The following is a 26,298-nucleotide window of genomic DNA, read 5'->3' as shown; positions in this document are numbered from 1 at the left end:
TGCACCATCACCAGCATGTGATGCTGCTCAAAGATAAATCCTGAACTAGCATAAACTCATCTACCGGCTTTCCGCCAACCTGCTTTGATTGCTTCCTCTTCAGTGCAGAACCAGCGTTCTCCGTATTGTTCGTTAATTCTGGTTCTGTCGTAGTCTTTCATACCGGGGAGGTGATAGATTTTCTCTCCGGTTTCGATGGAGATATTGCCTTTAATCACACATTCTGGCGGCCCTGGACGCTTGGCGACGATTTGCGTGATGGTAGCCTGGACAGTATCGCCAGCCAGGATGGTTACAACCAGGCCGCTGGCAATGAAAAACAGCACAATAATAGCGGCTACCAAAAGCACATCGAGCATACTTCGGGATTGACGGGTTTTTCGCTGGCGATAAAAGTTCCGAGGTCGTGCTGAAACCCCTTCAATCCAGGCATAATCGGCACGAATTCTTCCATCTCTATCAGTTGCGGTGGTATAGGTAACAATGTCTCCTACCCGAGGGCGACGATTTATTTTACTAAAAGCGGTAATGTGGACGAATACCCTCTCTTCCTCTCCCCCTGTGTCAGGCGTAATGAAACCATACCCTTTGTCATCGAACCAGGTGTCAAGTATGCCACGAAACCAGATTGTACTCATACATTTGTGTATATGTAAAGTTTTGAGACATACAACAAAGGATAATACTATAATACTACTGTTGTGTATAAACTTGCAATAGTACTTTGGTAGTTCATGATTTTGGTACTGACTCGAGGGGCAAGCGGGAAGAAATGTCGTTTAACGCGAAGATATGTGGAGCAGGTACTCTGAAGCTCAGCGTTCTTTTCGGTGTCGATTCCGAATCCCACACCTTGCCTCCCGCTCCCCCTGCCGCTCGTCGTGGGATCGCAGAAGCTCGGTGCGGGCCTAGGTCTTCCCGGCGTCGCATCTCTCACACCCCCTTCCTCTCCTCCACGGGGAGGGGAAGGGGGTAGGGGAAGATGAGGGCTGTGTACTATTGCCCCTATACCCCCTCACGATGAGCTGATGGTGATAATCACCGTCGTCTTGTTATCAATGACCGAGATCGTGATCGAGGCCTCACGTCCGTCTTTGGTGAATGTAAGCAAGTAGGTGTTGTCATACTGACTGGTATTGCCAGTGCGCCAGCCCTTTGCTTCCATCTCAGTCTGATAGAAGGTTGCGACGTTTTTTGGTGAGTCGGTTGTTTCAAAGCTGATCAGGTCTCCCATGCGCACCTGATTGCTCACGTTCGGCGGAAACGGAATGTCGGCGCTAGCAGCTTGTTGCTGCGCACAAGCTTCAGGTAATGTAAGCGTGGTGTTGGCTGCCAGTCTGGTAACATTGTACTCCCAGCGCAGATTACCTAATTGGCTCGGGAGAGGTGCGGTGCCATCTTCTTCGACAATTCCGGTAATCGTGCCGATTAATTTACCGACATGGCGTACCACAATCGCCGGATTGCTCGCTGCCCAAATCTCGCCTTTCGCTTCACCCTGGTAATTCGCCGTTTGTTCTTTAACGGAGAAGGTGTAGCGATCGGTCGTAAAACCGTTCACCTGGACACCGCGTTCAACGAGCTGTGCACTCTCCAGATTGCCGATCAGTTGATCAGGTGTGAGCATACTCCCCTCAAACAGGTCTGCCATGCTCCCCATTGAGAAACAGAATTGTTGACTTCCTTCTTCTGAATACTGGTACGTTTCGCCACCGATTTGTATATTGGTGATACGAACGAGACGACTATCGGCTGATGTGCTTTCGATCGTGAGACTCCGATCCCCGTTTTCGAGGATGATCTGACGTATCAGAAGGTTAAAAGGCTCCTCTGGTTTGCCTTCCTCTCTCGCAACACCTGCCATGTTCATCTCAACCTGGACGTTCCCCAGGCCACGGAAGTCGGTTTGGGTGTTGATGACGGGTGGACGTTCAGACGTGCCAGCGGTAGCGGTTGTGGGTTTAGCGGCAGGTGACGGATTAGCGGTCGGTGAGGGATTGCTGGCGGCTGGTCGTGGGGTGCGGGTCGGTCGCGTTTCTTCGACAGTCGGTGAGGGTGAGGTGTTGCCGGTTGTTCCTCCACCACAGGCAGATAGCAAAACAATCAGGGCGGTGCCGATGATGATCCTGGCAACTTTGATCATGGTGATGGCTCCTATTGTGTTTGTAGCTGATCGTCACAGGCGTGCGAGGCTGACGCCGTCTCCACTGTACCATTTGGGATAGCGTCTCGCAAAGAATATGAACATTTTGTCAGGTTTTTTGGGTGGTGTATCCTGTAAAAGCGTTTGTAACGGCTGTCAGTAGTCGTTGGGCAGTTTCGTCCCATCGTGGTAACGAAGCAGCCCTTTGTTGGGCCGCCTCGCTCAGATGCTGACGTAGGAGCGGATCTGCCATAACGGTGCGCAAGGCGTTCACCAGTGCCTGTTCATCGTCAGGCGGTACCAGGATGCCACCGTTGCCAACCAGCGTCGGTACGGGTCCAACGGCGCCGGCGACGACCGGTAATCCGCATGCCAGCGCTTCGGCAAAGACTAGGCCATACCCCTCAAATCGTGATGGCAGGGCGAAAATACTTGCACGGGCGTAACATTCGGCCAGCTTGTCGTCAGGTAATACACCACGCACGATAACCGGTGCTGAGCAGTGTCGTATTGCCTGCCAGACTTCTGTTGCGTAGTCAGGATCGGCATCAGTTTCACCAATCAATTCGAGTCGCCAGGTGGTAGGCGCGATTTGGTCCCAGGATCGCACCAGGTGGGCTACGTTTTTGCGCGGTATCCACTGCCCAACAGAGATGACCAGCGTTTCACGGGGCAGATTCGTCGGTATAAAGTTTCGCAAACGATCACAACCGCCAGATGCGATATACATGCGGGTTGGGTCGGCGCCACGCTCGATCAGGGCCATTGCACCTTCATCACTGACGGTAACTAGGACATCGGCGCGGAGCAGGTTTCGTTCCCATTCGTATTCGTATAGATCGTTGGCGCCAGCAATCGTAGGTAGCTCGTGGATGAGAGCGACGATTGGTCGGTATGTGCGCCAGGAATCGATCCACGGTGCAACTACCACACGGGCAAGTGCATCAATGATTAGAACATCGTAGCGACTTGGATCAATACGGCGCCCCACCTGTGCCCTGGCCGCGAGTTGTCCGGCTACATCTGCTGGCCCCAGCACAATTTCATCAACCGGTTGTCCCCATGCATGCCAGCGGCGAAAAACTTCGCGGTGGTACAGGTAGCCACCGGTACGGCGATCAGGATTACCGACGGTAAGGAAGGCGAGGTTTAGCGTCATACCCTCTATCTCTCCAGCGCGGCACTGTAACTGGCAAACGCCTGTGGATTTTCCCAGATACGCACCGTCAAGGTTTGCAAGCCAACACCACGGACTGCCGGCGCAATCCGTTCCCAGCAGTATCGGGCAACATTTTCGGCAGTGGTATTCATGTGTTGCAGACCTTCAACGGTACTCAGATCACGGTAGTGTAGATCGGCAACGATTGCGTTGACCGCATCTTGCAGGCGTGTGATGTCAAACAGTGTTCCATCAGCATGCAGATGATTTCCGGTGACAATCGCTTCAATGCGATACGTATGGCCATGCATCCGAGTAGCCGGACCAAAGTTGCCTTCTAACCGGTGAGCTGCCTCAAATTGGGCAGATATGCCGACCTCGTACATAGTAATCTCCTTTCAGGATATAGTTCTCAGCCGGAACAGGCCCTCGCTTACGAATGCGGTTGGTGTAGATGTTCCGCCGGTGATAGCGACTCATACCGGAGCATCACCTGCACTAGACCTGCTGGGGCCTGATCGATCAAGGTGTACGCTGTCGCTGCCTGTGTAAATGGAAACCGATGGCTGATAAGTTCGGTCAAACGTAACTGCGGCAGCAGTTCGATGACCGTGCGACTACGACGATGATAGTCCCAGCGTGGATACGTTTCAGGAGCCAGCCGACCAACCTGTGAGGAACGCAACCGTACCCGACCACGGTGAAAGTGTCCACCCAACGTGAGCGTGACCGGTTTCTGGCCGTACCACGATGCGACCACGACCAACCCCTCAACGGCGGTTAGCTCTATTGCCTGTTGTAGTGCAGATGGTGCGCCACTGACTTCAATCACAATATCTGCCCCCCGACCGTCAGTGAGGTCGGCGATAGTCGTTTGATCGGCGTAGGCGAGGGTCAAAGCGCCGAATCGCTCTGCCAATGCGCGGCGGGTGTCGTCGGGTTCGACGGCGATGACGCGGGCGCCGGCGCGCTGCAAGAGTTGCGTGACCAGTAACCCAACCACACCTTGCCCCAAAACGACAACCGTTTCGCCCAGACGGGGAGCCGCATCGTGGCAAATGGTGAGCGCAGTTTCGACGTTGGCGTAGAATCCACCAGCTTCTGGCGGGAGAGAGGTAGGTAGTTGTTTGACCAGATGAGCAGGGATAGTAAATATTGTTTGATGAGGATGTAAGGCAACAACCGGATCGCCGATCCGAAGATGCTCAACCTCTGGCCCAACATCGATTACATTGCCAACGATAGCGTAACCGTATTTGATCGGAAACGCAAAGCTACCCCGCAGCGTTGGCAGATCGAGTGCAAGCGTTGGTTCGACCTCGCCGCGATAGACGAGCCGTTCGGTACCGTGGCTGATGAACGAAGCAATGGCGGCAATGCGTACCTCGCCGGTTGTAGGTGGTGGTACAGTTTCCTCACGGATGCTGACAGTATGCGGTGCGGTAAACCAGATGGCTTGTGCAGTAAGTGGTCTCATAGTGATCGTTCGTTGGCCTCATTTACTCACACATTCTCGTACACCAGTTTCCCTTCAAGCACAACATCAACCCCGTATGGTGTCCAGGTGGGATTGGCGAATTTCAATGCCTGACTCAGCGTCGGAATACCTAGATCACCAATCGCCGTTGGCCCGCTGCCGAGAATTAACGGTGCAATCGTGATTGCTACGGCATCAACCAGTTTTGCGCGCAACAGACTGGTGATGATTCGTGAACCACCCTCGACCATAACCGTAGCAATGCCTCGTTCACCCAGGGCGGTAAGGAGTGCAGCCAGATCGACTCCACCTCCAGCAGCTTCTGGGAGGGTCAGGATGGTTGCGCCACAGGCCTGGAACGCAGCGCGTCGATCAGCGGTTGCTGCTGTGGTACACGCCAGCACCGTACCACGTGCCGCACCGTCGCGGATCACAGCCGCGTTAAGCGGCGTGCGCAGATGGCTGTCAACAATAACTCGTAGCGGATCAGGTCCCTCTACCAGCCGTGTGGTAAGCCGTGGATTATCGCGCAGCACCGTGCCAATGCCGACCATAATCGCATCACTATTTGCCCGCAGATAGTGACAAAAGCGCAGTGACTCTGATCCGCTAATCCACTGTGAGCTACCATCGACGGCGGCAACCCGTCCGTCAAGTGTTTGAGCAAAACATAGCGTAACTCGAGGACGCATCATCTTCGGCGCACGATTTCTACAACTGAACCGGCGAGGATGGTCTCACCTAACCGTACTCCGGGCTTTGTCACCCGGACAGCCACTGCCACAATCGACGGATGATCTTGCAGAATGGCTGTGGCGATCCGTTCGGCAACTGCCTCGGTGAGTTTAAACGGTGGGCCGCAAACAATGTCGCGAACGCGATCATGAATCTGGCTGTAATCGACTGTCTGGCTTAGTTCGTCGCTCAGTCCTGCCTCGCGCAGATCGAGCTGTACCGCAACATCCACAACAAATCGCTGTCCGAGCCGGTTTTCCTCTGGACGTGTGCCATGGTAGCCGATAAATTGCATACCGCTTAAAATAATGCGGTCATGTCCGATTCCCCAATCATGCATAAGCAGTGTCCTTTTCTACGGCCAGACCGTACATCAGCGGGATATTCGGTATGTCGGCAGGGGGAAACATACGGCGCCCGTCTCGCGCCACCATTCGCATAAATGGTCGCTCACCATTGACATAACAGTATTCATGGAATGCGCGTATATGTAAGCCAGCCTGAGCAAATGCGGTCACAACCTCGCCTACTCCCCAGCGGTAGAGCGTACAGGGTTCTGGGTTAACAAAATTGCTTATGCCGGGTGAAAATCCCGATGGCGATAGCCCACCTTCAGCGGCACCAACATAATCCCCTACTCCCGGCAGGGTCAACGCCTGACCGTACTGCGGATAATCGTAAGCCAGTTGCCAGTCAGTGGTGAACATGTTTGAAACCGGATGAAACTCCATTAATACAAAGCGCCCACCAGGAGTAAGCAGCGCTGCAACACCATTGGCAAATGCAGCGAGGTCGCGTAGCCAGCAGATAACCCCGTAACCGGCGTAGATTCGCTCAAATTGCAGGTTTGCTGCGGTCGCGCTGGCCAGATATTCGTAGACATCGGCTTGAACAAATGTAGCTGGGATACCACTGGCAGCACTTAATGTTCGTGCGTGAGTAATAGCCGCATCGCTGAGGTCAACCCCGGTTACGATTGCCCCCTGCGCTGCCAGCGAGAGACTATCGGCGCCGGTATTGCAGAGCAGGTGCAGCAATCGACAGCCACGCACATCGCCGAGCAGTGCGACTTCTTCTGGAAACAGGGTCGATCCCCCATTGCGTAGAAACGTGGCTTCATCGGCGTGGTGACTGATATGCACCGGTACGACAGCGTTCCAGGAACGACGATTCTGTTCGGTAATCGGGTCTAGCATAGCGTTAGTTAATAGTAGAGCGTATCTTCATCCTCATCAACTCCAAAGAAGTGGAGCCACTCTTCGATCTCTGCTTTACTAAGAGGGCGGTCGCCCCGCTTATCACGGGCATTCACCCGTGGCTGATCAAGCATCTGTAAGCGGTGGGCAAACTCTTGGGCTGACATCACCCGAATGCCGCGTGCCTGCGCTTCACCGACCACTGCCCGATCTGATGAAACCACCAGCCATTCTTCACGGCGACGAATGGCACGAATCTGACGAATCAATTCCTGGTCAGCATTCTGCGGCGGTTTGACAAACCGTGTCTCAACTCCGTAACCGTTGAGATTCTGCGGATGACCGTACACACCTCTATCAAACACGACTACGATTTTGCGACCACGTTTTTTGGCGGCATAGCGACGCAGCTTTGCAACCAGTTTGGCTTCGTCATCCGGATCACTAAGATCGATATCAGGCATTTGGCCGATCAGGTTGTGTCCATCAATTAAAATAGGCATGCGCTGATTATATCCTCAAGAATGGTGTTCGCAAAAACACTCATACTGGTATTCTAGCCTAAGTTGCTCTTATGAGAGCATTGAAAATAGGATGGAATTCCGTTCTGACTCACAGAAATCCTGGTGTGAAAGCCTATCTGCTGGAGCATCGTCATCAGTGCTTTTCGAGGTTTCCGGATTCTTTTGGTTCTTATCATACGGTAGAAAAGAAAACCGTTGCCCTGCTGCATGAGCACATTGTTGCTCTCAACCTTACCGGTGTCGTGACTAGCATAATGGACGAGCATGCGTTTTCTGGTGTGGGTCTCTGCCGTGCTGTTTGCCATGGCGTATTTGCAACTCTCGCTGTGATCGCAACGTCGGATGTGATGAAAGGGAAACAATGAAAGATGAGCAGGAAAAACCGATGAAACAAACTGATCTACCATCACAACCAGAGTCTCTGCCCGGCCACCTCCTACGGAGACGGTTACTCGGTATCATTCTTATTCTAGGTGGTCTTGGCTGGTTCCTTTTTGAGCTGGTGAGTCGCGGTACGATTGCTGGAATCAATCTTAATCTCGCCAGCGCTGGTACTGCCGAGAGCATATCTACCCAACGTTTTGCGGTGAGTCGGGTTGAAGTGACAGGTATCAACGATCAGGTGATCTTATCTGGTACCACCGGTGAAGAAGTGATCTTGAGTGGCGAGCGACATGGTTTCGGTTGGGCGACGCAGGCTGCGGCTGCAGCGGCAACGCAGGTGACCATCGAGGTTGAACAGCGTGGTGATACTCTATACGTGCATGTGCGTCATCAGCCTCAGATAATGTGGCATTTCGGTCGTGATCCGTATGCTCGTCTGGAATTGGCGCTCCCACCCGATGTGACCTTTAACGTCGGACTGGTATCGGGCGATGTGATGTTACGACAAGTTGTGTCGAACGGTGACATTACGACGATCAGCGGTGATGTGGTTGCCAGTGACACGAACGGCCAGTTGACTATCGAGACGACGAGCGGTGATATTGAGGTGCGTAACCACGATGGTTCACTGCGCGTTGTGACGGTAAGTGGTGATCTGGAAGCGGTTGGACAATTTACCGATTTGCAAGTAGAAACGACCGAGGGTGATGTTGCGCTGCGTGGCAGGTATACCACTGCACGCATCATCACGATCTCCGGCGATGTCACTATCGAGGCCGAGGGAGCGAATCAGATAAGCGTTGAAACAACCAGCGGTAACATCCGTTTCACCGGTCAACTGGCAAGTGAACAGCAAGAGATGGTAACTATCTCTGGCGATGTTGAACTTACCCTCAGCAAACCACTCGATGCCCGGATAAATATTACAACCGTGAGTGGGCGGATCAGTCTACCGGTCCAATTCGCCGATCAACAGGCTAGCGCACGCTCGCTAACGGCAACCTTTGGTCAAGGGCAAACGATGCTGAAAGTGGAGACAACATCGGGCGACATTTCCCTCCGTTTGCGCGAGGAATGATTTGGAAAAATCTGTGCAAAATATTTGCAAACGTGGTATGCTGATATTATGCAAACCACGTTTGCTGTTTCTAATAGTTTATGCAAGCGAAGGATTGATCATGGTCATGCAAGCCGAGACTGATACAGTGCGGAAGTTTGAAATCCGCGAAGAATATCACAGAGGTCCCGATGGCCTCATGCGGGTCTGGAAATCATCACCGGTTCATGGGCTACCGGTGCTCTTGATCCACGGTTATGGCGCTCTGATAGAGCACTGGCGTCCGGTGATGCGGCCAATCGCCGGTGAGCATACCCTTTATGCCATCGACCTCTACTATTTTGGCTACTCTGCTCGCCCATCGGGACGGCCAAGTCGTGAACGTTGGGCAGCGCAGGCAGCCGCCTTTATTCGTGACGTTATTGGTCAGCCAGCAGTGGTAATCGGGCACTCGATGGGAGGCGTGGTCAGTGCACAACTGGCTCGTGCCTATCCCGAACTGGTTCAGGCTCTGGTTTTAGTGAATAGTTCAGGCGCCCAATTACAGGCACGTCCGTTGAGTGCCTTTGATCGGCTGATGCTCGACGCGATTGGCTCACCGTTTGTTGGTGAGGCACTGGCTGGCGTGTTCGGGAATCGATGGGGGGTACGGCAAGGGCTGCTATCGGCGTACCATCGCAAGGAATGTGTTACACCTGAGTTAGTAGAAACATTCAGTGGCCCACTACGACGTTATGGAGCGGGATCGTACCTAAAAGTCAGTCGCGAGTTTACCAATCTGGTGCTTGATCTGAAGCCAGGTGAGATTCGGCAGCCCACTTTGCTCATTTGGGGCGCCGAAGATCGCTCGATCCCACCGGCTCATGCCGAGATCATCAGGCAGCGCATGATCCCGCACGCTGAGATCAAGATCATTCCCGACAGCGGTCACTGCCCCTTTGATGAAACGCCCAAAGCCTTTCTTGATATTCTCCTACCCTGGTTACGACAGGTAAGTGCACAGAGCTAGATCCGTTCGAGGTTTTCAATTTCTGGTCGTATGCAATGGCCGATTCTGCATACCTGGGAGCGCGGGCCTCTGGCCCGCATCCTATAGGAGCCTTCCGAATAATCGCCTCACGGTCTAACAGATGAAACTCGTCGATGGATGGAATACAATGAACGATCATCTGATGCCGCAGAAGTTGCCGGATGGGACAAGATGACACCATATCCCCACGAGTGTATCCTGATGTACAGGCGCAGCGCCGCTGTACCTCAACCGATCTGCTTCTACAACAGGATATTTCGGATAGGCTTCTAGGGGGAGCGGGAGGGTGCGGGGGTAACCCTCACCCCCGCACCCTCTCCCGCACTGCGGGAGAGGGGTGATCTGGTTCGCGAGATCGCCCCTGCTCCGCTCATCCCCCCTTCCTCTCCCACAGCGTGGGGAGGAGGGGGTTGGGGGGAAGGTGAGGGGGATAATCCCCCCTCCTCACCCACAGCGTGGGAGAGGGGTGATCTGGTTTGTGAGATCGCCCCTGCTCCGCTCATCCCCCCCTTCCTCTCCCGCAGCGTGGGAGAGGAAGGGGGTTGGGGGGAAGGTGAGGGGTATAATCCCCCCTCCTCACCCACAGCGTGGGAGGAGGGGGTTGGGGAGAAGGTGAGGGGTATAATCCCCCCCTTCCTCTCCCACAGCGTGGGGAGGAGGGGGTTGGGGGAAGGTGAGGGGGATAATCCCCCCTCCTCACCCAAAGCGTGGGAGAGGAGGGGGGCAGGGGGGAGGTGAGGGCCACCCCCTCAGACCCTCCATAAGCTCTTTTCCTCTCTGCTATAATTCTGCATATTAAGCGTCAAACAAACGAGACTTGCCTGAATATTCCCTTCGGAACGTAGAGTTGCAGGTAGACTATTGAAGCCTGGCTTCAGCAGTCCATGTAACACCGACAAAGCTAAAGTAAAAGGATCATTTTTCAGACATATCTAAGTTGGAGTTGCTTCGCAATGATCGATTTTGTTGCGATTGGTCACGTTACTCGCGATCTGTTGCCAGACAACACCTCAACATCTGGTGGTACGGCACGCTTTGCAGCTCTGCTGGCGCAACGGCTAGGGCTACGAGCGGCTATTGTGACCGCCAGTGTTGAACCTGTGCCACCGGGAATTGCCTGGATCAGCGTGCCTGCAACGGTCAGTTCTACGTTCGAGAATCGCTACACACCTGCCGGACGACAGCAGTGGTTGCATGCCATTGCCCCATCGATTACCGAAGCTGCACTGCCGAGAGTGTGGCGTACTGCGCCGATTGTGTTGCTAGGACCGGTCTTACACGAATGTTCGCCGACGCTGGCGACATTCTTTGCCGGTGCGCTGATTGGCGCTACAGCTCAGGGCTGGCTTCGCGATTGGGAAGCTGATTTGCCGTCACCGATCCGTCCTCGGCGCTGGCGACCAACGCCAACCGATCTGGCGCATGTGCATGTACTGACGTTGAGCAGCGAAGATGTTGGTGGTGATACTGAATTGGCGGCTCACTACGCTCGTCTGGTGCCGATAGGCATTGTCACTCACGGCGCAGCGGGTGCAACCATGTTTGTGCATGGTCGACCACACCACATTGCGGCGTTTCCGGCGCAGGAAGATGATCCGACTGGCGCCGGTGATGTCTTCGCTACGGCTTTTCTCATTCGTCTCTGGGAAACCGGTGATCCATTTCAGGCCGCTCGTTTTGCCGCTGCAGCGGCAGCATGTGTTGTTGAAGGGCCTGGAGACGCAGCTCTTCCTGATCGGGGACAGATTGTCCGGCGCATGGCAACTGTACCCGATCAGTCGTAAGAGGATCAGCGGCTAGCGTTCCAATCGGTATGGCACACTGGTTACCACTGTTCCGCGTAGACGTAACGCGGTCTTAATCAACAGACCGGTCTGATTATGTAGTAAATGCTCCCACCAGCGGGCCGGAACAAATTCGGGGAGGATCACGGTGATCACATCATCGCCGTAGCGCGTCTCGACCTCTTCAAGGTAGCGTAAGATCGGGTTGATCAACGAACGGTAAGGCGATTCAAGCACCACTAGTGGTATCTCGCAGCCCCATTGGTGCCAACGGGTCCGAAGTTTTTCGGTAGCTTCGGGGTCAAGATCAACGTAGACAGCAGTAACATTATCCGGGGCGATAGAGCGAGCGTATTGTAAAGCCGGCAATACTCCTCGGTGAATACCACTGACCAGTACAATCGCAGTATGGCGGCGCAGTTCGGGCGGTAAAATGGCTCCACTCAGCGACAATTGTTCAGCTACACGCCGGTAGTGCTGGTTAATCGCTCGGAACATGAGGACCAGCAACGGGATAGCTGTAATAACGATCCAGGCACCGTGGGTGAATTTAGTAACGATCAGAATGATCAACACGATCCCGGTGAGAGTAGCACCGATGCCATTGATCAACACACTGTAGTGCCAGCCCGGTTGCTTATAGCGGAAGTGGCGGCGTATCATGCCCGATTGGGAGAGTGTAAAGGACGTGAAAACACCGACGGCGTACAGTGGCAGCATCGCGATCTCGTTGGCACGAAAGATCATGACCAGGATCGCCGAGCAAAAACCCAACATCAGAATGCCGTTTGAGAAGACTAACCGGTCACCGCGCGAAGAAAACTGACGGGGAAGGAATCGGTCGCGTGACAAAAAGGATGCCAGGCGCGGAAAATCGGCAAAAGCAGTGTTCGCGGCTAGCACCAGGATTAGCGCCGTAGCTATCTGAATGAAGACGTACATCGGGCCAACCCCGAAAATTGTACGCGCAATTTGTGAGACGATAGTCTCGTGAGTGAACTCATTCGGTACAGCTTGATGGGCATAAGCCAGCCAGGTGATGCCGAGGAACATCGTTACCAACAGGCTGATCATCCAGGTCAGGGTGATTGCAGCATTTCGTGACTCCGGTGGTTTAAAAGCCTGTACACCATCGCTGATTGCTTCAATCCCAGTCAGTGCAGTACATCCTGCCGCAAAAGCGCGCAAAATGAGCCAGAGCGATACCATTTCGCTTGTCAAGGGAATGTCAGGATCAATCGAATGCTGTACCGGTTCGGCACCGTACAGCAGATCATTAACGATCCCTACCCCAATCATCATTAAAATCCCGCTAATAAATGCGTATGTTGGCACCGAGAAGATGAGGCCACTCTCCTTTGCACCGCGCAAATTCGCAATAGTAACGATCAGGATACAGACCAGGGCAATTTCTACGGCATGATCGCGTAATGTGGGGAATCCCCAGTTGGTTGCCAGCGAGGTAATTGCAGCGACTCCGGCTGAAATACTCACAGCTACCGTCAGCACATAGTCGATGAGAAGGGCGCCGGCAGCAACTAACCCTGGTAGGTCACCCAGATTGTCGCGAGTGACGATATAGCCACCGCCGCCTTGCGGGTAGGCATGAATGGTTTGTCGATAGGAAAAGCCAACAATTATGAGTAAACCGGCAATCGCTGCCGCAATTGGTAATGAAAGTCCTAATGCGGTGCTGCCTCCCAACACGAGAATGGTGAGAATTGCCTCTGTTGCATACGAGACAGAAGACAGCGCGTCAGAGGAGAAGACGGCAAGCGCAGTTGCTTTGTTGAGACGCTCTTGATGTTGGTGTTCGGTCGCAATCGGTCTGCCGACGAGAATGCGCTTAATCTGGGCAAACATAGCCACAGGATCCTTGCTCTGGCACTAGGATGTTGTTCTGGTGCGTGTCACAAAAAATACGGAACGCTAACCGCGCACGGCAGTCGGCGTTCCGTCGGCTGTCGAACGCAGGGTCGATGCTTCATCAACCTGCGCATCATCATTGACGCTCACTGCGCGATCATAGCACTTTTGTTCCTTCACGTCAATATACGTTATACGTTTGATACCGAACCAGGGCATTTCAAAGTGTTCCCCCGACCCGGCAGAAGCGAGGAGATGAGGAGAGAGACGTGATACCAATCCCTCATTGAAAGACCGTGTTTGGGATTGGGAGCTGAGCCACCGCTGCGCGTATCCACGGCCAACCCGTGCGGCGTTTCCTCTGCTCACCGTCCGCAGCTTCCTGTTGCAACTCGTGTGCGACGGCTGCTTTCTTCGCGTCTCATAACCCATCGGTGTTCCCTGCCGTCCTATTGCGCAGGGATGCACACCCGCGCTTGGCAGGATGCAGCACCGGCAAATACGCTGGGTGTTCAAGGCGCTGGACCGGAACCGTCGCAGCGGCGTTCCCGTGCTGCCCCGGCGCACGATCCCAGACCACCGCCGTGACCCCGCGTTCCCCCCACCGCCGGTGCGTCGCCGCCAGGGTCGCAGCAGTCACATTCGCACGCCACGCCCACTGCACCACGCCGCTTCCCCTATGAACGGCAATGGTCAGGCAGACCCATGTGCGCTCCCATACTCCCGGCTGTACGAACGTTCCCCCGCACGGCGCCCACGACCAGCGCACCTGCCCACGCCATCCGATGCGTATGTCGTCCCTCCCATTCCCGGCTGCGGGGTGCGCCCCGATCGCTGCTCCCGCCGTGGCACGCCCCCTGTGTTCCAGGCGTCTTGCGCTGCCACCAACGCCTTGGGGATGAACGGACGCGGCACGTTCTTCCGTCATCCCGCACGCTGAACGAGCGCATCCATTCCCGACCAGGGGCACCCACGCCACGGCATCCTGCACCCGTTGCACCTGACCCGCAGCCGCCTGCGGCTTCAGCTCGGCGACCGGCGCATCGCGCAGGCGGCAGGCATGACCACGCCTGCCCGTGCGCTGGCGAAGCACGTTGTCGCGCCCCCCTTCCGATCCCACGCCACCCCATCCGGCACCGTCCGCAAATGACAGCCAATGCGGCGGCTCCGTCGTAGAGAGACCGCCCGTTGCGCACCACCCACCACGCCGGCAGGCGCATCCGCAGTTGGCAGTCGTGCTCGTTCAGGGATCATCGTTGCCGTTCTTCGTCGCGCTTGTTCCATGCCACGTGCAAGCGTCGCATTGGTCTGTTTCCGTCTCCCATGGGGGGCCAGGTTGATGGGATGATACACGGTTTTCACAGGTAGAATTGGCATTAGAAGTGACACGACCTTGACAGCAGTCCTGCTGGAAGACAACAATACTGGTAAGACGATTCCAGGGAAAAGGAGGAAATATGTCTAAGCTCCGAAACTTTGGGTTACTTGTCGTCTTATGCAGTGTTCTGGTGACAACTGCAATCGCATTTGATCCGACGACGCAAACCCCAGCACTGTTGTATGACGAGGCGCTTACGGTGTACTACGGTAATCTGGCCCGTCGTGCAGCAGGACAGCCACCATTACGCTGGAATCTGCAACTGACGCATGCCTCGCGCTGGTTTGCCTGGGATTCAGTTGAGAATCGACCGATGCCGTACTGTGGTCACCAGGATACTAACGGTCAGTGGCCCAGTGATCGGGCGCCACGCTTTGGCTATCTTGGGAGTAGTGGTACCGAAAATGCGTATTGCGGTTATATGTTGCCACAGGATGCAATCAATGGCTGGTTGAACAGTCCTCGTCATCGTGCCAATCTGTTGAGTGATGCGCATCGTGAAATTGGACTGGGCTACTACCGTCGTGCCAGTGATGGGCGTGGGTATATTGGTCAGCTTTTTGGGAATGATGGCGCCTATGCGCCGGTCATCATCGAGAATGAAGCGATCAATACGTTGAATCCTGAAGTGGCCCTGTATATTCATCAGACTGCGAACCAGAATAGCTTTACCGGTGCCCGCCCTGCTACCGAGATGATGATCGCGAGCGAGCCATGTTTCGTTGACGCCACCTGGCAACCGTTTGCCACAGAGACGCGCTTCCAGCTTCCTGGCGGGCAAGGCTGGCGTACTGTCTATGTCAAAACCCGCGATATTGTTGGGGCAACGCGGGTGGTCAGCGATACTATTTATCTCGGCGCCGATCCACCAATTCCTGAACTGGCGGCTACGCTCAGTGATAGGCAGCCGACGGTAATGCTCACCGATCTTAGTCATCCGTTATTACCACAGGTACAGTTTAGTCCGGGTTGGTTCGTGGACGACACCTTCTCTACCTTTAGTCTGCTCTGGGGTGCTGGCGAACGGGTGACCGATTCAGATGCCTACGGTGGAAGCGCGTTTCGTCTCAATTTGGCAGGAATGGAGTCTTCGGCGTGGGTGTGGGAGTATCAGCCTACCGTGCTAAACAATCTTGCGCTGGTTGCGTATATCCGTCTGAAAGTTGCAAACAATACGAGCGTAAATCAGGTAGCGCGGGTAGCAATAAAGAGTGGTGATACCGAATACGGTCCGCTAGTGCTGCGCGGCATCGACTTTACGGCTGCCAATCAGTACCAAGAGTTTGCATTACCGTTTGTGTACCGTGCGGGCGATCCGTTTTTAACCTTTCAATTCTGGCGTAGTGGATCAACCGAGGTGTTTGTTGATGGGGTGACACTGTTTTCAGCACCCCGACCGATCACGAACCCGTTCACGCTAGATATGTTCGGCGGTAACTACCGTGGTCAGGGAATTTGGGTGCGTTATACCAACGGTGTAACCTTTTCCGATTTCAGTGAGATTCCCGTTATACCATCTCAGCCGATAGAGACTCCTGTTCGATCAATACTTGTGTCACGTCAGAGCCAACCGTTCTCGCTGACCATCACGACTCTTTGTGCGCAAGCCGGGATGCAGGTAACGGCGAATCAGCCCTGGTTGACGGCAGTTGTTCAGCGTGGTACGTTGAGACTGGGTATCGATCCTGCCAGTCTTAGTACCGGTTCTCACGAGGGCCAGGTGACGCTCACGATGCCTGGATCGACGTTTCGTTTGACGGTTCCGGTAAGATTGCGGGTGGTTGAACAGCTATTCACCACCTTTACTCCACTAGTCGTGCGGTGATATTATGCAACGCTGGTTCATCCTCTGTCTGCTTGTGTTGAGCGGATGTACGCTCACGAACACACCATCAGTTTCAACGTCTACGATCATCGATCCACCAACGGTGTTAAGTGATTTCAGCTTACCAGCCAGTACTGGCGGTGAATTGCGGTTAAGCGATTTGCGTGGTCAGCCGGTGTTGCTCTACTTTGGGTACACACGCTGTCCTGACTATTGTCCGATCACGCTGAGCGAATTTCGCAAGGCGCGCGATCTGCTCGGTACTGATGGCGAGCGGGTTCATTTTGTGCTGATCAGTGTTGATCCGGCTAACGATACCCCAGCGGTGCTGGCAACGTACCTGCAAGTCTTCGGTGCAGGGTTTATCGGGTTGCAAGGTAATGATGCAACGTTGCGCCGGATTAGCAAAGAATACGGTCTGACCTACCGTCACGGTGGTGGTCATCAGCATCATCACGGGAGTGATGGGGTTGAACACAGTACGGCGAGTTATTTGATCGATCAAAATGGGCGGTTACGGATCGTTTATCTGTATGGAACTGCAGCTAGTGTGTATGTGCAAGACATTCGTGCGCTACTGAAAGAAACGCCATGAACACTCGCTTGAGTAGACGTTCGCTCCTCTCGTTCGGGTTGCTCACCCTGAGCAGCTCATTTGTCCGTGCTCAAACTCCAGAGGCGCACTCGATCTATCTTCCTATGGTCATTCGTTCACCACTCCCTGGAACCCTGCTTGGCCCCGCTACCGGTACTGTTGAATCAGCCATCGCCTGGCTTGCTCCGCGCAGTACGGCATACACTCCTTACGATGTCGGTGTTATTGTCAATGGCTATGCCAGCATCGGCGAGGCTGCTGGTTTAGATTGGTTTCTGGCTATCGCCCAGTGCGCCCACGAGACAGGCCATTTGACTTCGTGGTGGTGTCAACGACCACGGCGTAATCCGGCAGGCATTGGCGTCACCGGCGAAATTCGTGAAGCACCACCTGATCAACCGCCTGGCCCAGATTGGGCCTGGGATGAGACAATACAGCGTTGGCGGGCTGGTTTGAGTTTTGCGTCGTGGGTTGGTGAGTCAATCCCGGCGCATCTAGGACGTTTGCTTGCTTACGCTTTACCTGCTGGCGCCGGTACGACGTATCAGCAGCAACTGATTGACTATGCACTCTGGCGGCGTCCGTTACCTGATCATCTTCGTGGTGTGGCAGTGACGATCACCGATCTCAACGGTCGGTGGGCTTGGCCGGGCACCGAGTATGGTCAACGCATCCTGGCTCTGGCTGAACGAATGCGCAGTGCAGGCAGCGGATAACAACCTGTATCGCTGATTCGGGATGATTTGGTTCAGGTGTCGGTTACTGTTAGAGTGTGCCTAAGCATTTGCTACCTTTCAGTGTCTTTCCAGCCTCAGCCCCCTTCTTTTCCACCGTGAGAAGAGAGGTAGGTCTGATGAGCGCAGTTGCGCATTGGTTTGAGGTGTGCTATACAATCGTAGCAGGTTGCCATATTCTGCGCAACTTTAGCAAAAAAGCGCCTGTAGATAGGTAAACATTGCCCTGGCGTTGATAGACCAAACATCTGCGATGTGCGTAGAGGTAGGTCGTATGACATTCCCTTGGGAACCTGATGTGTCACAGCCAACGATAGTGCGCTTGAGTAGATAGTATACAAGGCCATGAATAACCAGTTGACGATCCGTGTAGTGCAGGGTGCCTCCCTATCTGAAGCAGCGCGCAACCACATTATCGCTCTTTGTAACAAAGCTTACAATGAGGACCTTGCGCCGTTGTTTCATACGTTTGTTGGCGCCAGCCATGTGCTCGGCTACTACAATAGCCTTCTTGTCAGTCATGCCTTGTGGGTGAACCGCTATCTGCAAGTTGGCAATGCTCCTCTTCTGCACACTGCCTACATTGAAGCGGTGGCAACAGACCCTGTCTACCATCGTCGTGGTTTTGCGACAGCCATCATGAAATATCTCGTCAACGAGATTCAGGACTACGAATTAGCAGCACTGTCGCCGTTCGATGTTGCCTTCTACGAGCGACTTGGATGGGAGCTTTGGCGTGGGCCGTTGTATATTAGAACTAACAATGGTTTATTATCATCACCCGCTGACGAGCAGGTGATGATTCTTCGCCTTCCAAAAACACCACCATTAAATCTGAGTGCGCCAATTTCAGCCGAATGGCGTGAGGGCGAGTTGTGGTGAAGACATCGCAACCTGATCTAGATGTATCTGTTAGTTCATTAGCCCTATCAATACGCACTTTAGCCGCACAATACATCATCCTATGACAAGTAAAACGACCTCCATTTTTCCGTTTTGGTCTGCATTAACTATTTATTGGTTGTTAACCGGTACATTGCTGATCGCGGCACAAAGAGTCTATCTGGAAAACCCTGTCGCAGAAGAAGATCAGTTGGGGCACAGCGGCGCTGCGCCCGTACATCTATCAGGTTTCATCTGCTAGCTATAACATATAAAATCCTTGGTGTGAACATTTGGTCTCCATCACTCTTGTGTGGAACATTTTGAATCACGTAGTTACCGGTGGTGATGAAATCTCATTTTATGCGCCAGATAGTTCATCTGAGAACAGCATGAGGAAGAATCTTGTTGACTTTTCCAGAGAACTTCCAGCAACGGTCATTCAATCTGGAAGCTATCTATCACCGTAAAACGCTGAACGAAACGTCTATGCACGTCAGAACTTCTATGGCAAACGGTGGACGAAGGTCAACAGATGTTAATTCTGTTGCGATCATGCTTGACGGGCAGCTTGTGTAGGTCGTATAATAAGAGCGTGTTAAGAACGGCAATACTCCCGCGATGGAGGCCGACTATGAAATCATGTATGACAATGCGGTTGAGTGGTGTATAGGGCGGTACAGACCGATGTCTGTAGCCGCCCTTGATGTTTTCCGGGCGCGCAATGAAGGAGGTTCCGTATGCACTCGGATTTGATCGGTAAAATTGAGAAGGCCCGGCGCTATGCGGCTGAACCGGAGCGGATCAAGTTCAGCGATCTGCGGGCAACGTTCCACGGTGGCAACAGTAACCATGTCGTTTCGCTGCATAATGGTCAGTGGGCATGTGACTGCTCGTTTTTCAAGATGTGGGGTACCTGCGCCCACGTTATGGCAATGCAGCGCATTCTTCACCCTATGCTGACTGAAGAGGCTCGCCAACCTGACCTGGCAGTGGCTCAGCCCGCTCTAGATGATTGACAACGTATCTCAAGGTGAGATTGACGCCGAGGCACGGCGCGGCGATACTGATAGCGGGGCGATTGGCGCCCCGCTATTGGTTATTTGGTGAGGTGATATGACACCGCTCATTATTGCGCATCGTGGAGCATCGGCTGATGCACCCGAAAATACGCTGGCTGCTTTTGAACTGGCACGTCGCCAGCAAGCCGATATGATCGAGCTTGATGTACAACTCACGGCGGATGGCGAGATAGTGGTTTTTCACGACGATACGACGATGCGCTGGAACGGACAGCCTGATGCGGTTGTCCATCTGACCCTGGCGCAACTTCGTCGACTCGATATTGGTGGTGAGCGAGTTCCTACGTTAGCCGAGACACTGGATTGGGCGCGTCATGCAGCAATGCCGCTCAATGTCGAGCTGAAACGTCCAGGCATGGCTGCGCGCTGTACGCAACTTATTCGTGAATTTAGATTGGCCGATCAGGTGATCATTTCCTCATTTTATGAACAGGCGTTACGTGAACTGCGGGCTGTCGATCCAACCATTCGGCGAGGCTATCTGATGGGGATTCGGAGTTATCGCCCCGACATACGTCTGCGCGAGTTCTGGCCGTTTCTGGCGTTGCGCCGAATTGAGGCGACGGCGTGGCATCCTTACCACGGCTTACCCGGTATCAACTGGGTTTTACCGAAGGTACGACAGGCCGGTTATCAGGTGAATGTCTGGACGGTCGATGATCCGGTGCGCCTTCGCGAACTGGCAACTCTTGGTGCGAGTGGACTGATCACAAACACGCCGGCTGCAGCACGCGCTGCACTTTCTTCAAGGATATCTGCTTGAAACGATTCTGGCTAGTTGTGCGCGGAATAGGGCCATTGCTAGCAGTGCTGGTTGTGCTAATCGGTGGGCCAGCACTGCTGGCCTGGTTGATCGGTGGCGGGCCGTTTGATTGGCGTTACATCCTGATCGGCCTTGGTGTGGCAGTGCTTCTGATCCTGGTCGGCGGCCTGATCTTAGGGTGGGCGTTAGGGAAGCGCCTGAAAGGTGACTAAGTGTCATCAATCGTGCGCTCGAGTGCGATCAGGCGGGGGACAATCGCACGTCGTAGCTCAACATACTGTTGTGACAACCAGTGCCCGATACTGCGTAGATGAGGTGCTGGCGCCTTGCGCAACCAGCGCAGCCCAAAACGACCAATCAGGTGCAAGCGGCGGAGCAGACGATCACGCCGACCGAGCAGGATGATCGCTAGCACATAACCGGGCCAACCGGGAATGATGGGGAAGAGCGAACCAATAATCCCAACAATGAGAAATATGATACCGAGTGTGCGGCGCACCATCGGATTAAAGCGTAAAAATCGAAAGACTGTTCTCATCATGCGCATATCCTATCCCGATTGATCAAACGACAGCGTGTTTTCCTATCTATGTATTGTACCCCACTGGTGATACCATTTGTAGCATACAATGTTGACAGTATGCTACATTTTTGCTGAAATATTGTCATTCTGATTAGAGGAATAATCCCTCTTCTGGTGGTGGAGGTGAACTGGAATGGCAGAGCAATCATGGTGGCGACGGATTATAACAGCTATCGAACAAGAGTACGAACGTCGTCTGCGGCGGGCAAGCCTGCTTGGTGAGTACAAGCTGGCTGATGATCATCATGCGCATACCACGCCTACGACCACGTCCACCCATCCTGTGGACGAAGAGGAGGCGGTCATCGTTAATGTACCGCGTGGGACACGTATTGAGCGTCATGAGGCACGACACGAGGAGTAGTTTATTTGACATAATCACTACACGAGGAGAGAAAGGGGCGGGGCTGCCCTCACCCCCGTCCCCTCTCCCGCACTGCGGGGTACCCTCACCCCCGGCCCCTCTCCCGCACTGCGGGAGAGGGGTGATCTGGGTTATAAATGCGGTATCGTTGAGAGATACAGGATCGCCCCTGCTCCGCTCATCCCCCCCTTCCGCTCCCGCAGCGTGGGAGAGGAAGGGGGGCTGGGGGGGGGGAAGGTGAGGGTGCCGCTCTGCTTACATCACATCATTGACAGGAAAGGCTAAGCAGCACCCTATAAATTTCCACGTCGGGCCTGTTCGCGTTCGATAGCCTCAAAGAGCGCTTTGAAGTTCCCCTTACCGAACCCGCGGCTCCCCTTGCGCTGAATAATCTCGATGAAGAGCGTCGGACGATCTTGAACCGGCTGGCTGAATATTTGCAGCAAATAACCTTCTTCGTCGCGATCAACCAGAATACCGCGCTCTTGTAGTGCCTGGCGGCTTTCATCAATCTTGCCTACACGCTCTTCCAGATCATCGTAGTAGGTGTCGGGAACGTGGATAAAGGGAATACCGGCGGCACGTAACGCATCGACCGTGGCACAAATATCACCGGTAGCTAGGGCAATATGTTGAACGCCAGGACCACCGTAGTATTCGAGAAACTCCTCGATCTGGCTCTTACGTCGCCCTTCGGCTGGTTCGTTGATCGGAAACTTAATCCGGCCAGTGCCGTTCTGCATAACCTTTGACATCAACGCACTATACTCAGTGCTGATGTCGTGATCATCAAAGTGTACGAGCTGGCTGAAACCGAGTACGTCGCGATAGTAGTTGACCCAGCGGTTCATAGCCCCTAGCTCAACATTCCCGACGATATGATCGATGGCAGCAATACCAGTTTCGGGCGCCGGCAGGTCGGTGGTCATCGGCTCGAAGCCGGGCATGAATGCTCCCCGGTAATCTTCCCGTTCGATAAACGAATGGACAGTATCACCATAGGTAGCAATCGTCGCTTTGATGATCCGACCGTGCTGATCGACGTATTCGGTGGGGGGTTGCACCGGAATACCACCGCGGGCGATTGCCGTTTCGTAAGCGGTAACAGCATCGCGTACCCGCAGTGCAATGTCTTTGACACCATCGCCGTGGTGGGCAACATGGTGAGCAATCGGGTGATCGGGGATGAGCGGTGCAGTTAACACAAAACGCACGTTTCGTCGCTCTAACACATAGCTGGCTCGATCACGCACCCCCGTTTCAAGACCGGCATACGCAACCGGTCGCAGACCAAGCGTCGTGCGGTAGAAATGAGCCGCCTGGCGGGCATTGCTTACGTAAAACTCGACATAATCAATTCCAAGAAGATCAAGCGGATCGGCAGCGCACATACGGCACCTCCATATCAGGGCGATGCGTCCACCCCGATTGTGATTTGGTTACCAATTGCGTGCCAGGCGTGGACGCATCACGCGCCGGCAACGCACGCAGCACTATCCTGGCTGGAACGGTTCTGCATCGCTCCAGAGTTTTTCAAATGCGGCCTGGAGAAAGAGACCGAAATTGGGATGAGTGACACACAGGGCAGTAAAGCTTAGTGCACCGGTCGTTGGGTTTTGCAGCGATAGGAGGGCAATGCGGCGGTCGTAGAGATTGACTTTGAGCGGTAACGATTCGATTAGTCGGGCCTGCTGACCCCATTCGACAAACTGCCTGACCCATTCACGCCGTTCGGCATCGTCGAGTATCGACCGTTCGTACAGTGCTCGATAGCGAACGCCACGCCGAAGTGGTTCCGCTACTTCGGCAAGATTGGCCGCACGATCACCCAGGAGTGGTAGTTTGAAACAGACACAAATTTCGCGTTCTGCATTCTGCGCCAGGGCCAGCGCTCGCTCAACGACCAGGCGGCGGTCGAGCAAGACATCAACATAATCGAGTGGGTCAATCTGATCATTACCAGCGGCAAACGTGGGGGTAAGCATCGCTAACAGAGTTTGCAAGCCTTCGGTCAGGGTGGCCTGCTCATGCTCAAATTGTTGACGCCGCTGTTCGATAAGTGCTGGCAGGGCAATGGCCGGATCGATCGCTACGTAACGTCGCTGACCATCACTATGGCGTTCAATGGCCAGACCGCGAGCACAGAGTGAAGCTAATACATCATAAATGCGCTGGCGTGGTACCCCCGCTCGCACGGCTACCTGCACGGGAGTGAAACCGCGATGTTCGAGCAAAGCCAGATAGGTGGCCGCTTCGTAGCGGTTTAATCCAAGTGCCATCAGTTGATCTTGCACACGATCAGTCATCGATCTCTATTTCATTGTCACCACTTATCAGTGGTGTTATTATACCATGTTACACTTTGAACGGCAACTCATGGTAAGCTAGAGCCGCAGCTTTTCCACATGTTTTTCCTTCCCGGCAGTGGGAGAGAAAGGAGAGGAGTGAGCGATGAGAAGGGGGCGGGTTCTCGGCCCAACCGCAGCGTGTGTAGAGACACGCCGTTTCCCGTTCTGTCAATGTTCTACGGCCAAACTCCTGGTGGTTCGCCGATCATGCCCTTCAGTGCACTGTCGGGGCATGTTCCGAACTCGCTGCAAGATTATCGTTCCCCTCTCGCAGCAAGAGGAAACAGGTCAGGCTCGCATCGTACAACACAGGCCAGCGGTCCGTGATCTCGGGCAAAAGGCATTTGGAAACGTTGAAAACTCCTCTGCTAGAGCAACGATGTCGTGGCGTTTATCATCATGAGTGTCATACGGTTATCACTATGTGGTATTTCACCCCCTACATCCTGTTCCCACTTACTGCGGCAATGCTGGCTATGATGGCCATGTTTCAGGCGTGGTCGTACCGACAATTACCGGTAGCGCAGGTTTTTCTCGGCATGATGGCCTGTACCGTCTGGTGGTCATTGTGTAATGCGCTGGAATTGTCACATACCACTGTTGAGGGCAAGATTTTGCTGAGCAGTATTCAATACATCAGTGTGGTTGGTGTACCGTTCTTCTGGCTCCTGTTTGCTCTGTTCTATACCAATCGTGCTCACGTGGTATCACGCAGGCTCCTGCTCGTTCTGCTCACGCTTCAGGGTAGTTTCCTCTTGGGTGCCTGGACAAACTCCTGGCATCGGCTGATGTGGCCAACTGTGGAATTAACCTACACTGCAAATGGTCTTTGGGTACTGACCGGCCCGAACGGGCCGTTGTGGTATGCAAGTGTGCTGAATGCGTATGGAATGGTGCTGGTTGGTACCGTGTTGATGATCTCCCAGGCTCGTCGTAGTCGGGCGCTCTACCGGGCGCAAGCGATCAGCCTCCTGATCGGTGCACTATTGCCGTGGGTTACGAGCATTCTCTTTGTTACCGGCCTCAGTCCGATTCCCTCTATCGATACGACACCAGTTGCCTTTGCGTTAAGTGGCCTGGTCTTCACAGTCGCGATGCGACGCTTCCGCGTGCTTGACATCTTGCCAGCCGCACGTGAGATGATCGTGGATCAAATGCCTGATGCGATCATCGTACTCGATACTGGCAATCGGGTCATCGACCTGAATCCGGCAGCACAATCGATTCTGGCTGTATCAGTAGATGTTCTTGGGCGTTCGTTAGCGGAGGTAGCGCCGTACTGGTTGGTAGATCAGGTACGTGATCGCTACGAAGGGCAGTTTGAGGTGAATCATACCCATGCCCTGGGGACGACTACCTATGATCTCCGCTGCACGACACTGCGCGATCGCGATGGTAACCCGAATGGACGGATTCTGGTGCTACGGGATATTACGCTCTTCAAACAGGCCGCATTGGCGTTGCAAGAGGCGAAAGAGGCAGCTGAGGCTGCTAACCAGGCCAAGAGTGCATTTCTGGCTACAATGAGCCATGAATTACGCACGCCACTGACGGCCATTTTGGGGTACAGCGAGTTTGTGCGCCAAGACTTACAGAGTCGCGGATTAGACGATCTGACCGCCGATCTCGACCGTATCATTACCTCTGGACGACATCTGCTGACGCTTATCAACGATATTCTCGATTACGCACGGATAGAGGCGAATGCGGTAAAGATTCACCCTGAGCCGGTGAATATCGCGCTACTGATCAATGACGTGGTCTCGACATTGCAAGGTCTGGCTACGCAGAGGCAAAATACGTTGACCGTGGCAGTCGAACCCGATGTACCACCGATAGTAACCGATCCAATACGTTTACGCCAGGTTTTGCTGAATCTGGTGGGCAATGCCTGCAAGTTTACCGAACAAGGGACTATTCACGTCCATTGCTATCGTTCAACGGCGGATATGATCCAGATTGACGTTCGCGATACCGGTATTGGTATTGCCACCGATCAGCTTCAGAGGCTCTTTCAGCCATTCATGCAACTTGATAACAGCACAACCAGGCGATACGGCGGAACCGGTCTGGGGCTGGCAATTAGTCAGCGGCTCTGTCGGGCAATGGGTGGTGAGATTGTGGTGAAGAGCGAACCGGGTTGCGGTTCAACCTTTAGTGTGCGTTTACCGTTAGTTGAAGTCACACAATGGCGCCACGAGCAGGAACTGGAGGGTGTGTGAGGAGAGCCGGATAAGGCGTATCTACACCCTACCCCCCTTTACGTGTGTGTCTGAAAAATGCCTCTTGTTTTTGGGAATGCGTGCTAGAGGCCTGCGTTCTGATCTGGGGTGAGCGAGTGGAACTCGGTTTGAGCGGGAGATAGACTCTGTCCCTTAGCGCGTGGCTG

Annotated in this window: 28 protein-coding genes; 13 read left to right on the top strand and 15 right to left on the bottom strand. The window is 54.0% G+C overall.

The features are described from left to right. Positions 1–56 precede the first annotated feature (56 nt). The 9 genes from QTO31_RS18130 to QTO31_RS18090 all read right to left on the bottom strand — a co-directional run bounded on the left by QTO31_RS18130 (position 57) and on the right by QTO31_RS18090 (position 7,213). Positions 57–638 (bottom strand): cold-shock protein, encoded by a 582-nt coding sequence (locus QTO31_RS18130; protein ID WP_301430520.1) that lies wholly within the window; start codon positions 636–638, stop codon positions 57–59. A gap of 377 nt (positions 639–1,015) precedes the next feature. Continuing rightward, positions 1,016–2,143 carry a hypothetical protein gene (locus QTO31_RS18125; protein ID WP_301430519.1) on the bottom strand — a complete coding sequence of 376 codons (1,128 nt, stop codon included), beginning with the start codon at positions 2,141–2,143 and terminating at the stop codon, positions 1,016–1,018. 109 nt (positions 2,144–2,252) lie between these two features. Continuing rightward, on the bottom strand, positions 2,253–3,302 hold the full coding sequence (locus tag QTO31_RS18120; protein ID WP_301430518.1) for a glycosyltransferase family 4 protein: 1,050 nt from the start codon (positions 3,300–3,302) through the stop codon (positions 2,253–2,255). Positions 3,303–3,307: 5 nt separating this feature from the next. Next, positions 3,308–3,688, bottom strand: a complete 381-nt coding sequence (locus tag QTO31_RS18115) for a 6-pyruvoyl trahydropterin synthase family protein (RefSeq protein ID WP_301430517.1) — start codon at positions 3,686–3,688, stop codon at positions 3,308–3,310. Between the two features lie 47 nt (positions 3,689–3,735). Further along, the gene (locus QTO31_RS18110; protein WP_301430515.1) at positions 3,736–4,779 is read right to left on the bottom strand and encodes a zinc-dependent alcohol dehydrogenase; all 1,044 of its coding nucleotides are present in this window, start codon (positions 4,777–4,779) and stop codon (positions 3,736–3,738) included. A gap of 26 nt (positions 4,780–4,805) precedes the next feature. Continuing rightward, complete coding sequence (locus QTO31_RS18105) at positions 4,806–5,474, bottom strand: RibD family protein (RefSeq protein ID WP_301430514.1); 669 nt, start codon at positions 5,472–5,474, stop codon at positions 4,806–4,808. Then, the gene (gene folB, locus QTO31_RS18100; protein ID WP_301430513.1) at positions 5,471–5,854 is read right to left on the bottom strand and encodes a dihydroneopterin aldolase; all 384 of its coding nucleotides are present in this window, start codon (positions 5,852–5,854) and stop codon (positions 5,471–5,473) included. The genes QTO31_RS18105 and folB overlap by 4 nt, the downstream gene beginning before the upstream one ends. Beyond that, on the bottom strand, positions 5,847–6,710 hold the full coding sequence (locus QTO31_RS18095; RefSeq protein WP_301430512.1) for a class I SAM-dependent methyltransferase: 864 nt from the start codon (positions 6,708–6,710) through the stop codon (positions 5,847–5,849). Before QTO31_RS18095 ends, folB begins: the two co-directional genes overlap by 8 nt. A gap of 8 nt (positions 6,711–6,718) precedes the next feature. Continuing rightward, positions 6,719–7,213, bottom strand: coding sequence for an NYN domain-containing protein (locus QTO31_RS18090; RefSeq protein WP_301430510.1), 495 nt, complete (start codon positions 7,211–7,213; stop codon positions 6,719–6,721). 125 nt (positions 7,214–7,338) lie between these two features. Between QTO31_RS18090 and QTO31_RS18085 the strand changes: the two genes are divergently transcribed. The 4 genes from QTO31_RS18085 (at position 7,339) to QTO31_RS18070 (ending at position 11,489) form a co-directional block, all read left to right on the top strand. Then, complete coding sequence (locus QTO31_RS18085) at positions 7,339–7,599, top strand: hypothetical protein (protein ID WP_301430509.1); 261 nt, start codon at positions 7,339–7,341, stop codon at positions 7,597–7,599. Between the two features lie 20 nt (positions 7,600–7,619). Further along, entirely contained in the window at positions 7,620–8,696 is a 1,077-nt protein-coding gene (locus QTO31_RS18080) for a DUF4097 family beta strand repeat-containing protein (protein ID WP_301430508.1), read from the top strand. Positions 8,697–8,802: 106 nt separating this feature from the next. Next, positions 8,803–9,684 carry an alpha/beta fold hydrolase gene (locus QTO31_RS18075; RefSeq protein ID WP_232218998.1) on the top strand — a complete coding sequence of 294 codons (882 nt, stop codon included), beginning with the start codon at positions 8,803–8,805 and terminating at the stop codon, positions 9,682–9,684. 974 nt (positions 9,685–10,658) lie between these two features. Further along, a complete protein-coding gene (locus QTO31_RS18070) occupies positions 10,659–11,489 on the top strand; it encodes a PfkB family carbohydrate kinase (RefSeq protein WP_031460028.1) in 831 nt (276 codons plus the stop codon). 12 nt (positions 11,490–11,501) lie between these two features. On the opposite strand, the gene QTO31_RS18065 is transcribed toward QTO31_RS18070, so the two are convergent. From QTO31_RS18065 to QTO31_RS18055, 3 genes are all read right to left on the bottom strand, one after another. Next, positions 11,502–13,352, bottom strand: coding sequence for an APC family permease (locus tag QTO31_RS18065; protein ID WP_301430507.1), 1,851 nt, complete (start codon positions 13,350–13,352; stop codon positions 11,502–11,504). A 66-nt stretch (positions 13,353–13,418) separates the two neighbouring features. Continuing rightward, entirely contained in the window at positions 13,419–13,574 is a 156-nt protein-coding gene (locus QTO31_RS18060; protein ID WP_160173285.1) for a hypothetical protein, read from the bottom strand. Between the two features lie 804 nt (positions 13,575–14,378). After that, positions 14,379–14,732 carry a hypothetical protein gene (locus QTO31_RS18055; protein ID WP_301430506.1) on the bottom strand — a complete coding sequence of 118 codons (354 nt, stop codon included), beginning with the start codon at positions 14,730–14,732 and terminating at the stop codon, positions 14,379–14,381. A gap of 80 nt (positions 14,733–14,812) precedes the next feature. On the opposite strand from QTO31_RS18055, the gene QTO31_RS18050 reads away from it, so the two are divergent. The 7 genes from QTO31_RS18050 to QTO31_RS18020 all read left to right on the top strand — a co-directional run bounded on the left by QTO31_RS18050 (position 14,813) and on the right by QTO31_RS18020 (position 20,826). After that, the gene (locus QTO31_RS18050; RefSeq protein WP_301430504.1) at positions 14,813–16,558 is read left to right on the top strand and encodes a CAP domain-containing protein; all 1,746 of its coding nucleotides are present in this window, start codon (positions 14,813–14,815) and stop codon (positions 16,556–16,558) included. Between the two features lie 4 nt (positions 16,559–16,562). Then, on the top strand, positions 16,563–17,153 hold the full coding sequence (locus QTO31_RS18045) for an SCO family protein (protein WP_301430503.1): 591 nt from the start codon (positions 16,563–16,565) through the stop codon (positions 17,151–17,153). Beyond that, entirely contained in the window at positions 17,150–17,869 is a 720-nt protein-coding gene (locus tag QTO31_RS18040) for a hypothetical protein (protein ID WP_301430502.1), read from the top strand. The genes QTO31_RS18045 and QTO31_RS18040 overlap by 4 nt, the downstream gene beginning before the upstream one ends. Positions 17,870–18,232: 363 nt before the next feature. Continuing rightward, positions 18,233–18,769, top strand: a complete 537-nt coding sequence (locus QTO31_RS18035; protein WP_301430501.1) for a GNAT family N-acetyltransferase — start codon at positions 18,233–18,235, stop codon at positions 18,767–18,769. A 740-nt stretch (positions 18,770–19,509) separates the two neighbouring features. Then, complete coding sequence (locus QTO31_RS18030) at positions 19,510–19,788, top strand: hypothetical protein (protein ID WP_031460020.1); 279 nt, start codon at positions 19,510–19,512, stop codon at positions 19,786–19,788. Positions 19,789–19,885: 97 nt separating this feature from the next. Further along, positions 19,886–20,614 (top strand): glycerophosphodiester phosphodiesterase, encoded by a 729-nt coding sequence (locus tag QTO31_RS18025; RefSeq protein WP_031460019.1) that lies wholly within the window; start codon positions 19,886–19,888, stop codon positions 20,612–20,614. Then, positions 20,611–20,826, top strand: a complete 216-nt coding sequence (locus tag QTO31_RS18020) for a hypothetical protein (protein ID WP_031460018.1) — start codon at positions 20,611–20,613, stop codon at positions 20,824–20,826. Before QTO31_RS18025 ends, QTO31_RS18020 begins: the two co-directional genes overlap by 4 nt. Here QTO31_RS18020 and QTO31_RS18015 read toward each other — a convergent pair. After that, on the bottom strand, positions 20,823–21,155 hold the full coding sequence (locus QTO31_RS18015) for a hypothetical protein (RefSeq protein ID WP_301430497.1): 333 nt from the start codon (positions 21,153–21,155) through the stop codon (positions 20,823–20,825). The genes QTO31_RS18020 and QTO31_RS18015 overlap by 4 nt on opposite strands. Positions 21,156–21,330: 175 nt before the next feature. Here QTO31_RS18015 and QTO31_RS18010 point away from each other — a divergent pair, with 175 nt between their 5' ends. Further along, positions 21,331–21,561 (top strand): hypothetical protein, encoded by a 231-nt coding sequence (locus QTO31_RS18010; RefSeq protein WP_301430495.1) that lies wholly within the window; start codon positions 21,331–21,333, stop codon positions 21,559–21,561. Positions 21,562–21,854: 293 nt separating this feature from the next. On the opposite strand, the gene hppD is transcribed toward QTO31_RS18010, so the two are convergent. After that, positions 21,855–22,952, bottom strand: a complete 1,098-nt coding sequence (gene hppD / locus QTO31_RS18005; protein WP_301430494.1) for a 4-hydroxyphenylpyruvate dioxygenase — start codon at positions 22,950–22,952, stop codon at positions 21,855–21,857. A gap of 102 nt (positions 22,953–23,054) precedes the next feature. Beyond that, complete coding sequence (locus tag QTO31_RS18000; RefSeq protein WP_301430493.1) at positions 23,055–23,867, bottom strand: TrmB family transcriptional regulator; 813 nt, start codon at positions 23,865–23,867, stop codon at positions 23,055–23,057. A 464-nt stretch (positions 23,868–24,331) separates the two neighbouring features. Here QTO31_RS18000 and QTO31_RS17995 point away from each other — a divergent pair, with 464 nt between their 5' ends. Then, positions 24,332–26,131 carry a histidine kinase N-terminal 7TM domain-containing protein gene (locus QTO31_RS17995; RefSeq protein ID WP_301430492.1) on the top strand — a complete coding sequence of 600 codons (1,800 nt, stop codon included), beginning with the start codon at positions 24,332–24,334 and terminating at the stop codon, positions 26,129–26,131. The last annotated feature ends 167 nt before the right edge of the window (positions 26,132–26,298 follow it).

This window comes from Chloroflexus sp. MS-CIW-1, from assembly GCF_030444705.1.
Taxonomy (GTDB): Bacteria; Chloroflexota; Chloroflexia; order Chloroflexales; family Chloroflexaceae; genus Chloroflexus.
Note: the sequence above shows the minus strand (reverse complement) of the source record. Positions and strands in the feature narration are given on the sequence as shown.

Excerpts from the sequence above, each read along its gene's own strand:
- QTO31_RS18130 (WP_301430520.1), bottom strand. The coding sequence starts at position 638 with ATGAGTACAATCTGGTTTCGTGGCATACTTGACACCTGGTTCGATGAC.
- QTO31_RS18125 (WP_301430519.1), bottom strand. The coding sequence starts at position 2,143 with ATGATCAAAGTTGCCAGGATCATCATCGGCACCGCCCTGATTGTTTTG.
- QTO31_RS18120 (WP_301430518.1), bottom strand. The coding sequence starts at position 3,302 with ATGACGCTAAACCTCGCCTTCCTTACCGTCGGTAATCCTGATCGCCGT.
- QTO31_RS18115 (WP_301430517.1), bottom strand. The coding sequence starts at position 3,688 with ATGTACGAGGTCGGCATATCTGCCCAATTTGAGGCAGCTCACCGGTTA.
- QTO31_RS18110 (WP_301430515.1), bottom strand. The coding sequence starts at position 4,779 with ATGAGACCACTTACTGCACAAGCCATCTGGTTTACCGCACCGCATACT.
- QTO31_RS18105 (WP_301430514.1), bottom strand. The coding sequence starts at position 5,474 with ATGATGCGTCCTCGAGTTACGCTATGTTTTGCTCAAACACTTGACGGA.
- folB (WP_301430513.1), bottom strand. The coding sequence starts at position 5,854 with ATGCATGATTGGGGAATCGGACATGACCGCATTATTTTAAGCGGTATG.
- QTO31_RS18095 (WP_301430512.1), bottom strand. The coding sequence starts at position 6,710 with ATGCTAGACCCGATTACCGAACAGAATCGTCGTTCCTGGAACGCTGTC.
- QTO31_RS18090 (WP_301430510.1), bottom strand. The coding sequence starts at position 7,213 with ATGCCTATTTTAATTGATGGACACAACCTGATCGGCCAAATGCCTGAT.
- QTO31_RS18080 (WP_301430508.1), top strand. The coding sequence starts at position 7,620 with ATGAAACAAACTGATCTACCATCACAACCAGAGTCTCTGCCCGGCCAC.
- QTO31_RS18075 (WP_232218998.1), top strand. The coding sequence starts at position 8,803 with ATGCAAGCCGAGACTGATACAGTGCGGAAGTTTGAAATCCGCGAAGAA.
- QTO31_RS18070 (WP_031460028.1), top strand. The coding sequence starts at position 10,659 with ATGATCGATTTTGTTGCGATTGGTCACGTTACTCGCGATCTGTTGCCA.
- QTO31_RS18065 (WP_301430507.1), bottom strand. The coding sequence starts at position 13,352 with ATGTTTGCCCAGATTAAGCGCATTCTCGTCGGCAGACCGATTGCGACC.
- QTO31_RS18060 (WP_160173285.1), bottom strand. The coding sequence starts at position 13,574 with ATGCCCTGGTTCGGTATCAAACGTATAACGTATATTGACGTGAAGGAA.
- QTO31_RS18055 (WP_301430506.1), bottom strand. The coding sequence starts at position 14,732 with ATGCCAATTCTACCTGTGAAAACCGTGTATCATCCCATCAACCTGGCC.
- QTO31_RS18050 (WP_301430504.1), top strand. The coding sequence starts at position 14,813 with ATGTCTAAGCTCCGAAACTTTGGGTTACTTGTCGTCTTATGCAGTGTT.
- QTO31_RS18045 (WP_301430503.1), top strand. The coding sequence starts at position 16,563 with ATGCAACGCTGGTTCATCCTCTGTCTGCTTGTGTTGAGCGGATGTACG.
- QTO31_RS18040 (WP_301430502.1), top strand. The coding sequence starts at position 17,150 with ATGAACACTCGCTTGAGTAGACGTTCGCTCCTCTCGTTCGGGTTGCTC.
- QTO31_RS18035 (WP_301430501.1), top strand. The coding sequence starts at position 18,233 with ATGAATAACCAGTTGACGATCCGTGTAGTGCAGGGTGCCTCCCTATCT.
- QTO31_RS18030 (WP_031460020.1), top strand. The coding sequence starts at position 19,510 with ATGCACTCGGATTTGATCGGTAAAATTGAGAAGGCCCGGCGCTATGCG.
- QTO31_RS18025 (WP_031460019.1), top strand. The coding sequence starts at position 19,886 with ATGACACCGCTCATTATTGCGCATCGTGGAGCATCGGCTGATGCACCC.
- QTO31_RS18015 (WP_301430497.1), bottom strand. The coding sequence starts at position 21,155 with ATGATGAGAACAGTCTTTCGATTTTTACGCTTTAATCCGATGGTGCGC.
- QTO31_RS18010 (WP_301430495.1), top strand. The coding sequence starts at position 21,331 with ATGGCAGAGCAATCATGGTGGCGACGGATTATAACAGCTATCGAACAA.
- hppD (WP_301430494.1), bottom strand. The coding sequence starts at position 22,952 with ATGTGCGCTGCCGATCCGCTTGATCTTCTTGGAATTGATTATGTCGAG.
- QTO31_RS18000 (WP_301430493.1), bottom strand. The coding sequence starts at position 23,867 with ATGACTGATCGTGTGCAAGATCAACTGATGGCACTTGGATTAAACCGC.
- QTO31_RS17995 (WP_301430492.1), top strand. The coding sequence starts at position 24,332 with ATGTGGTATTTCACCCCCTACATCCTGTTCCCACTTACTGCGGCAATG.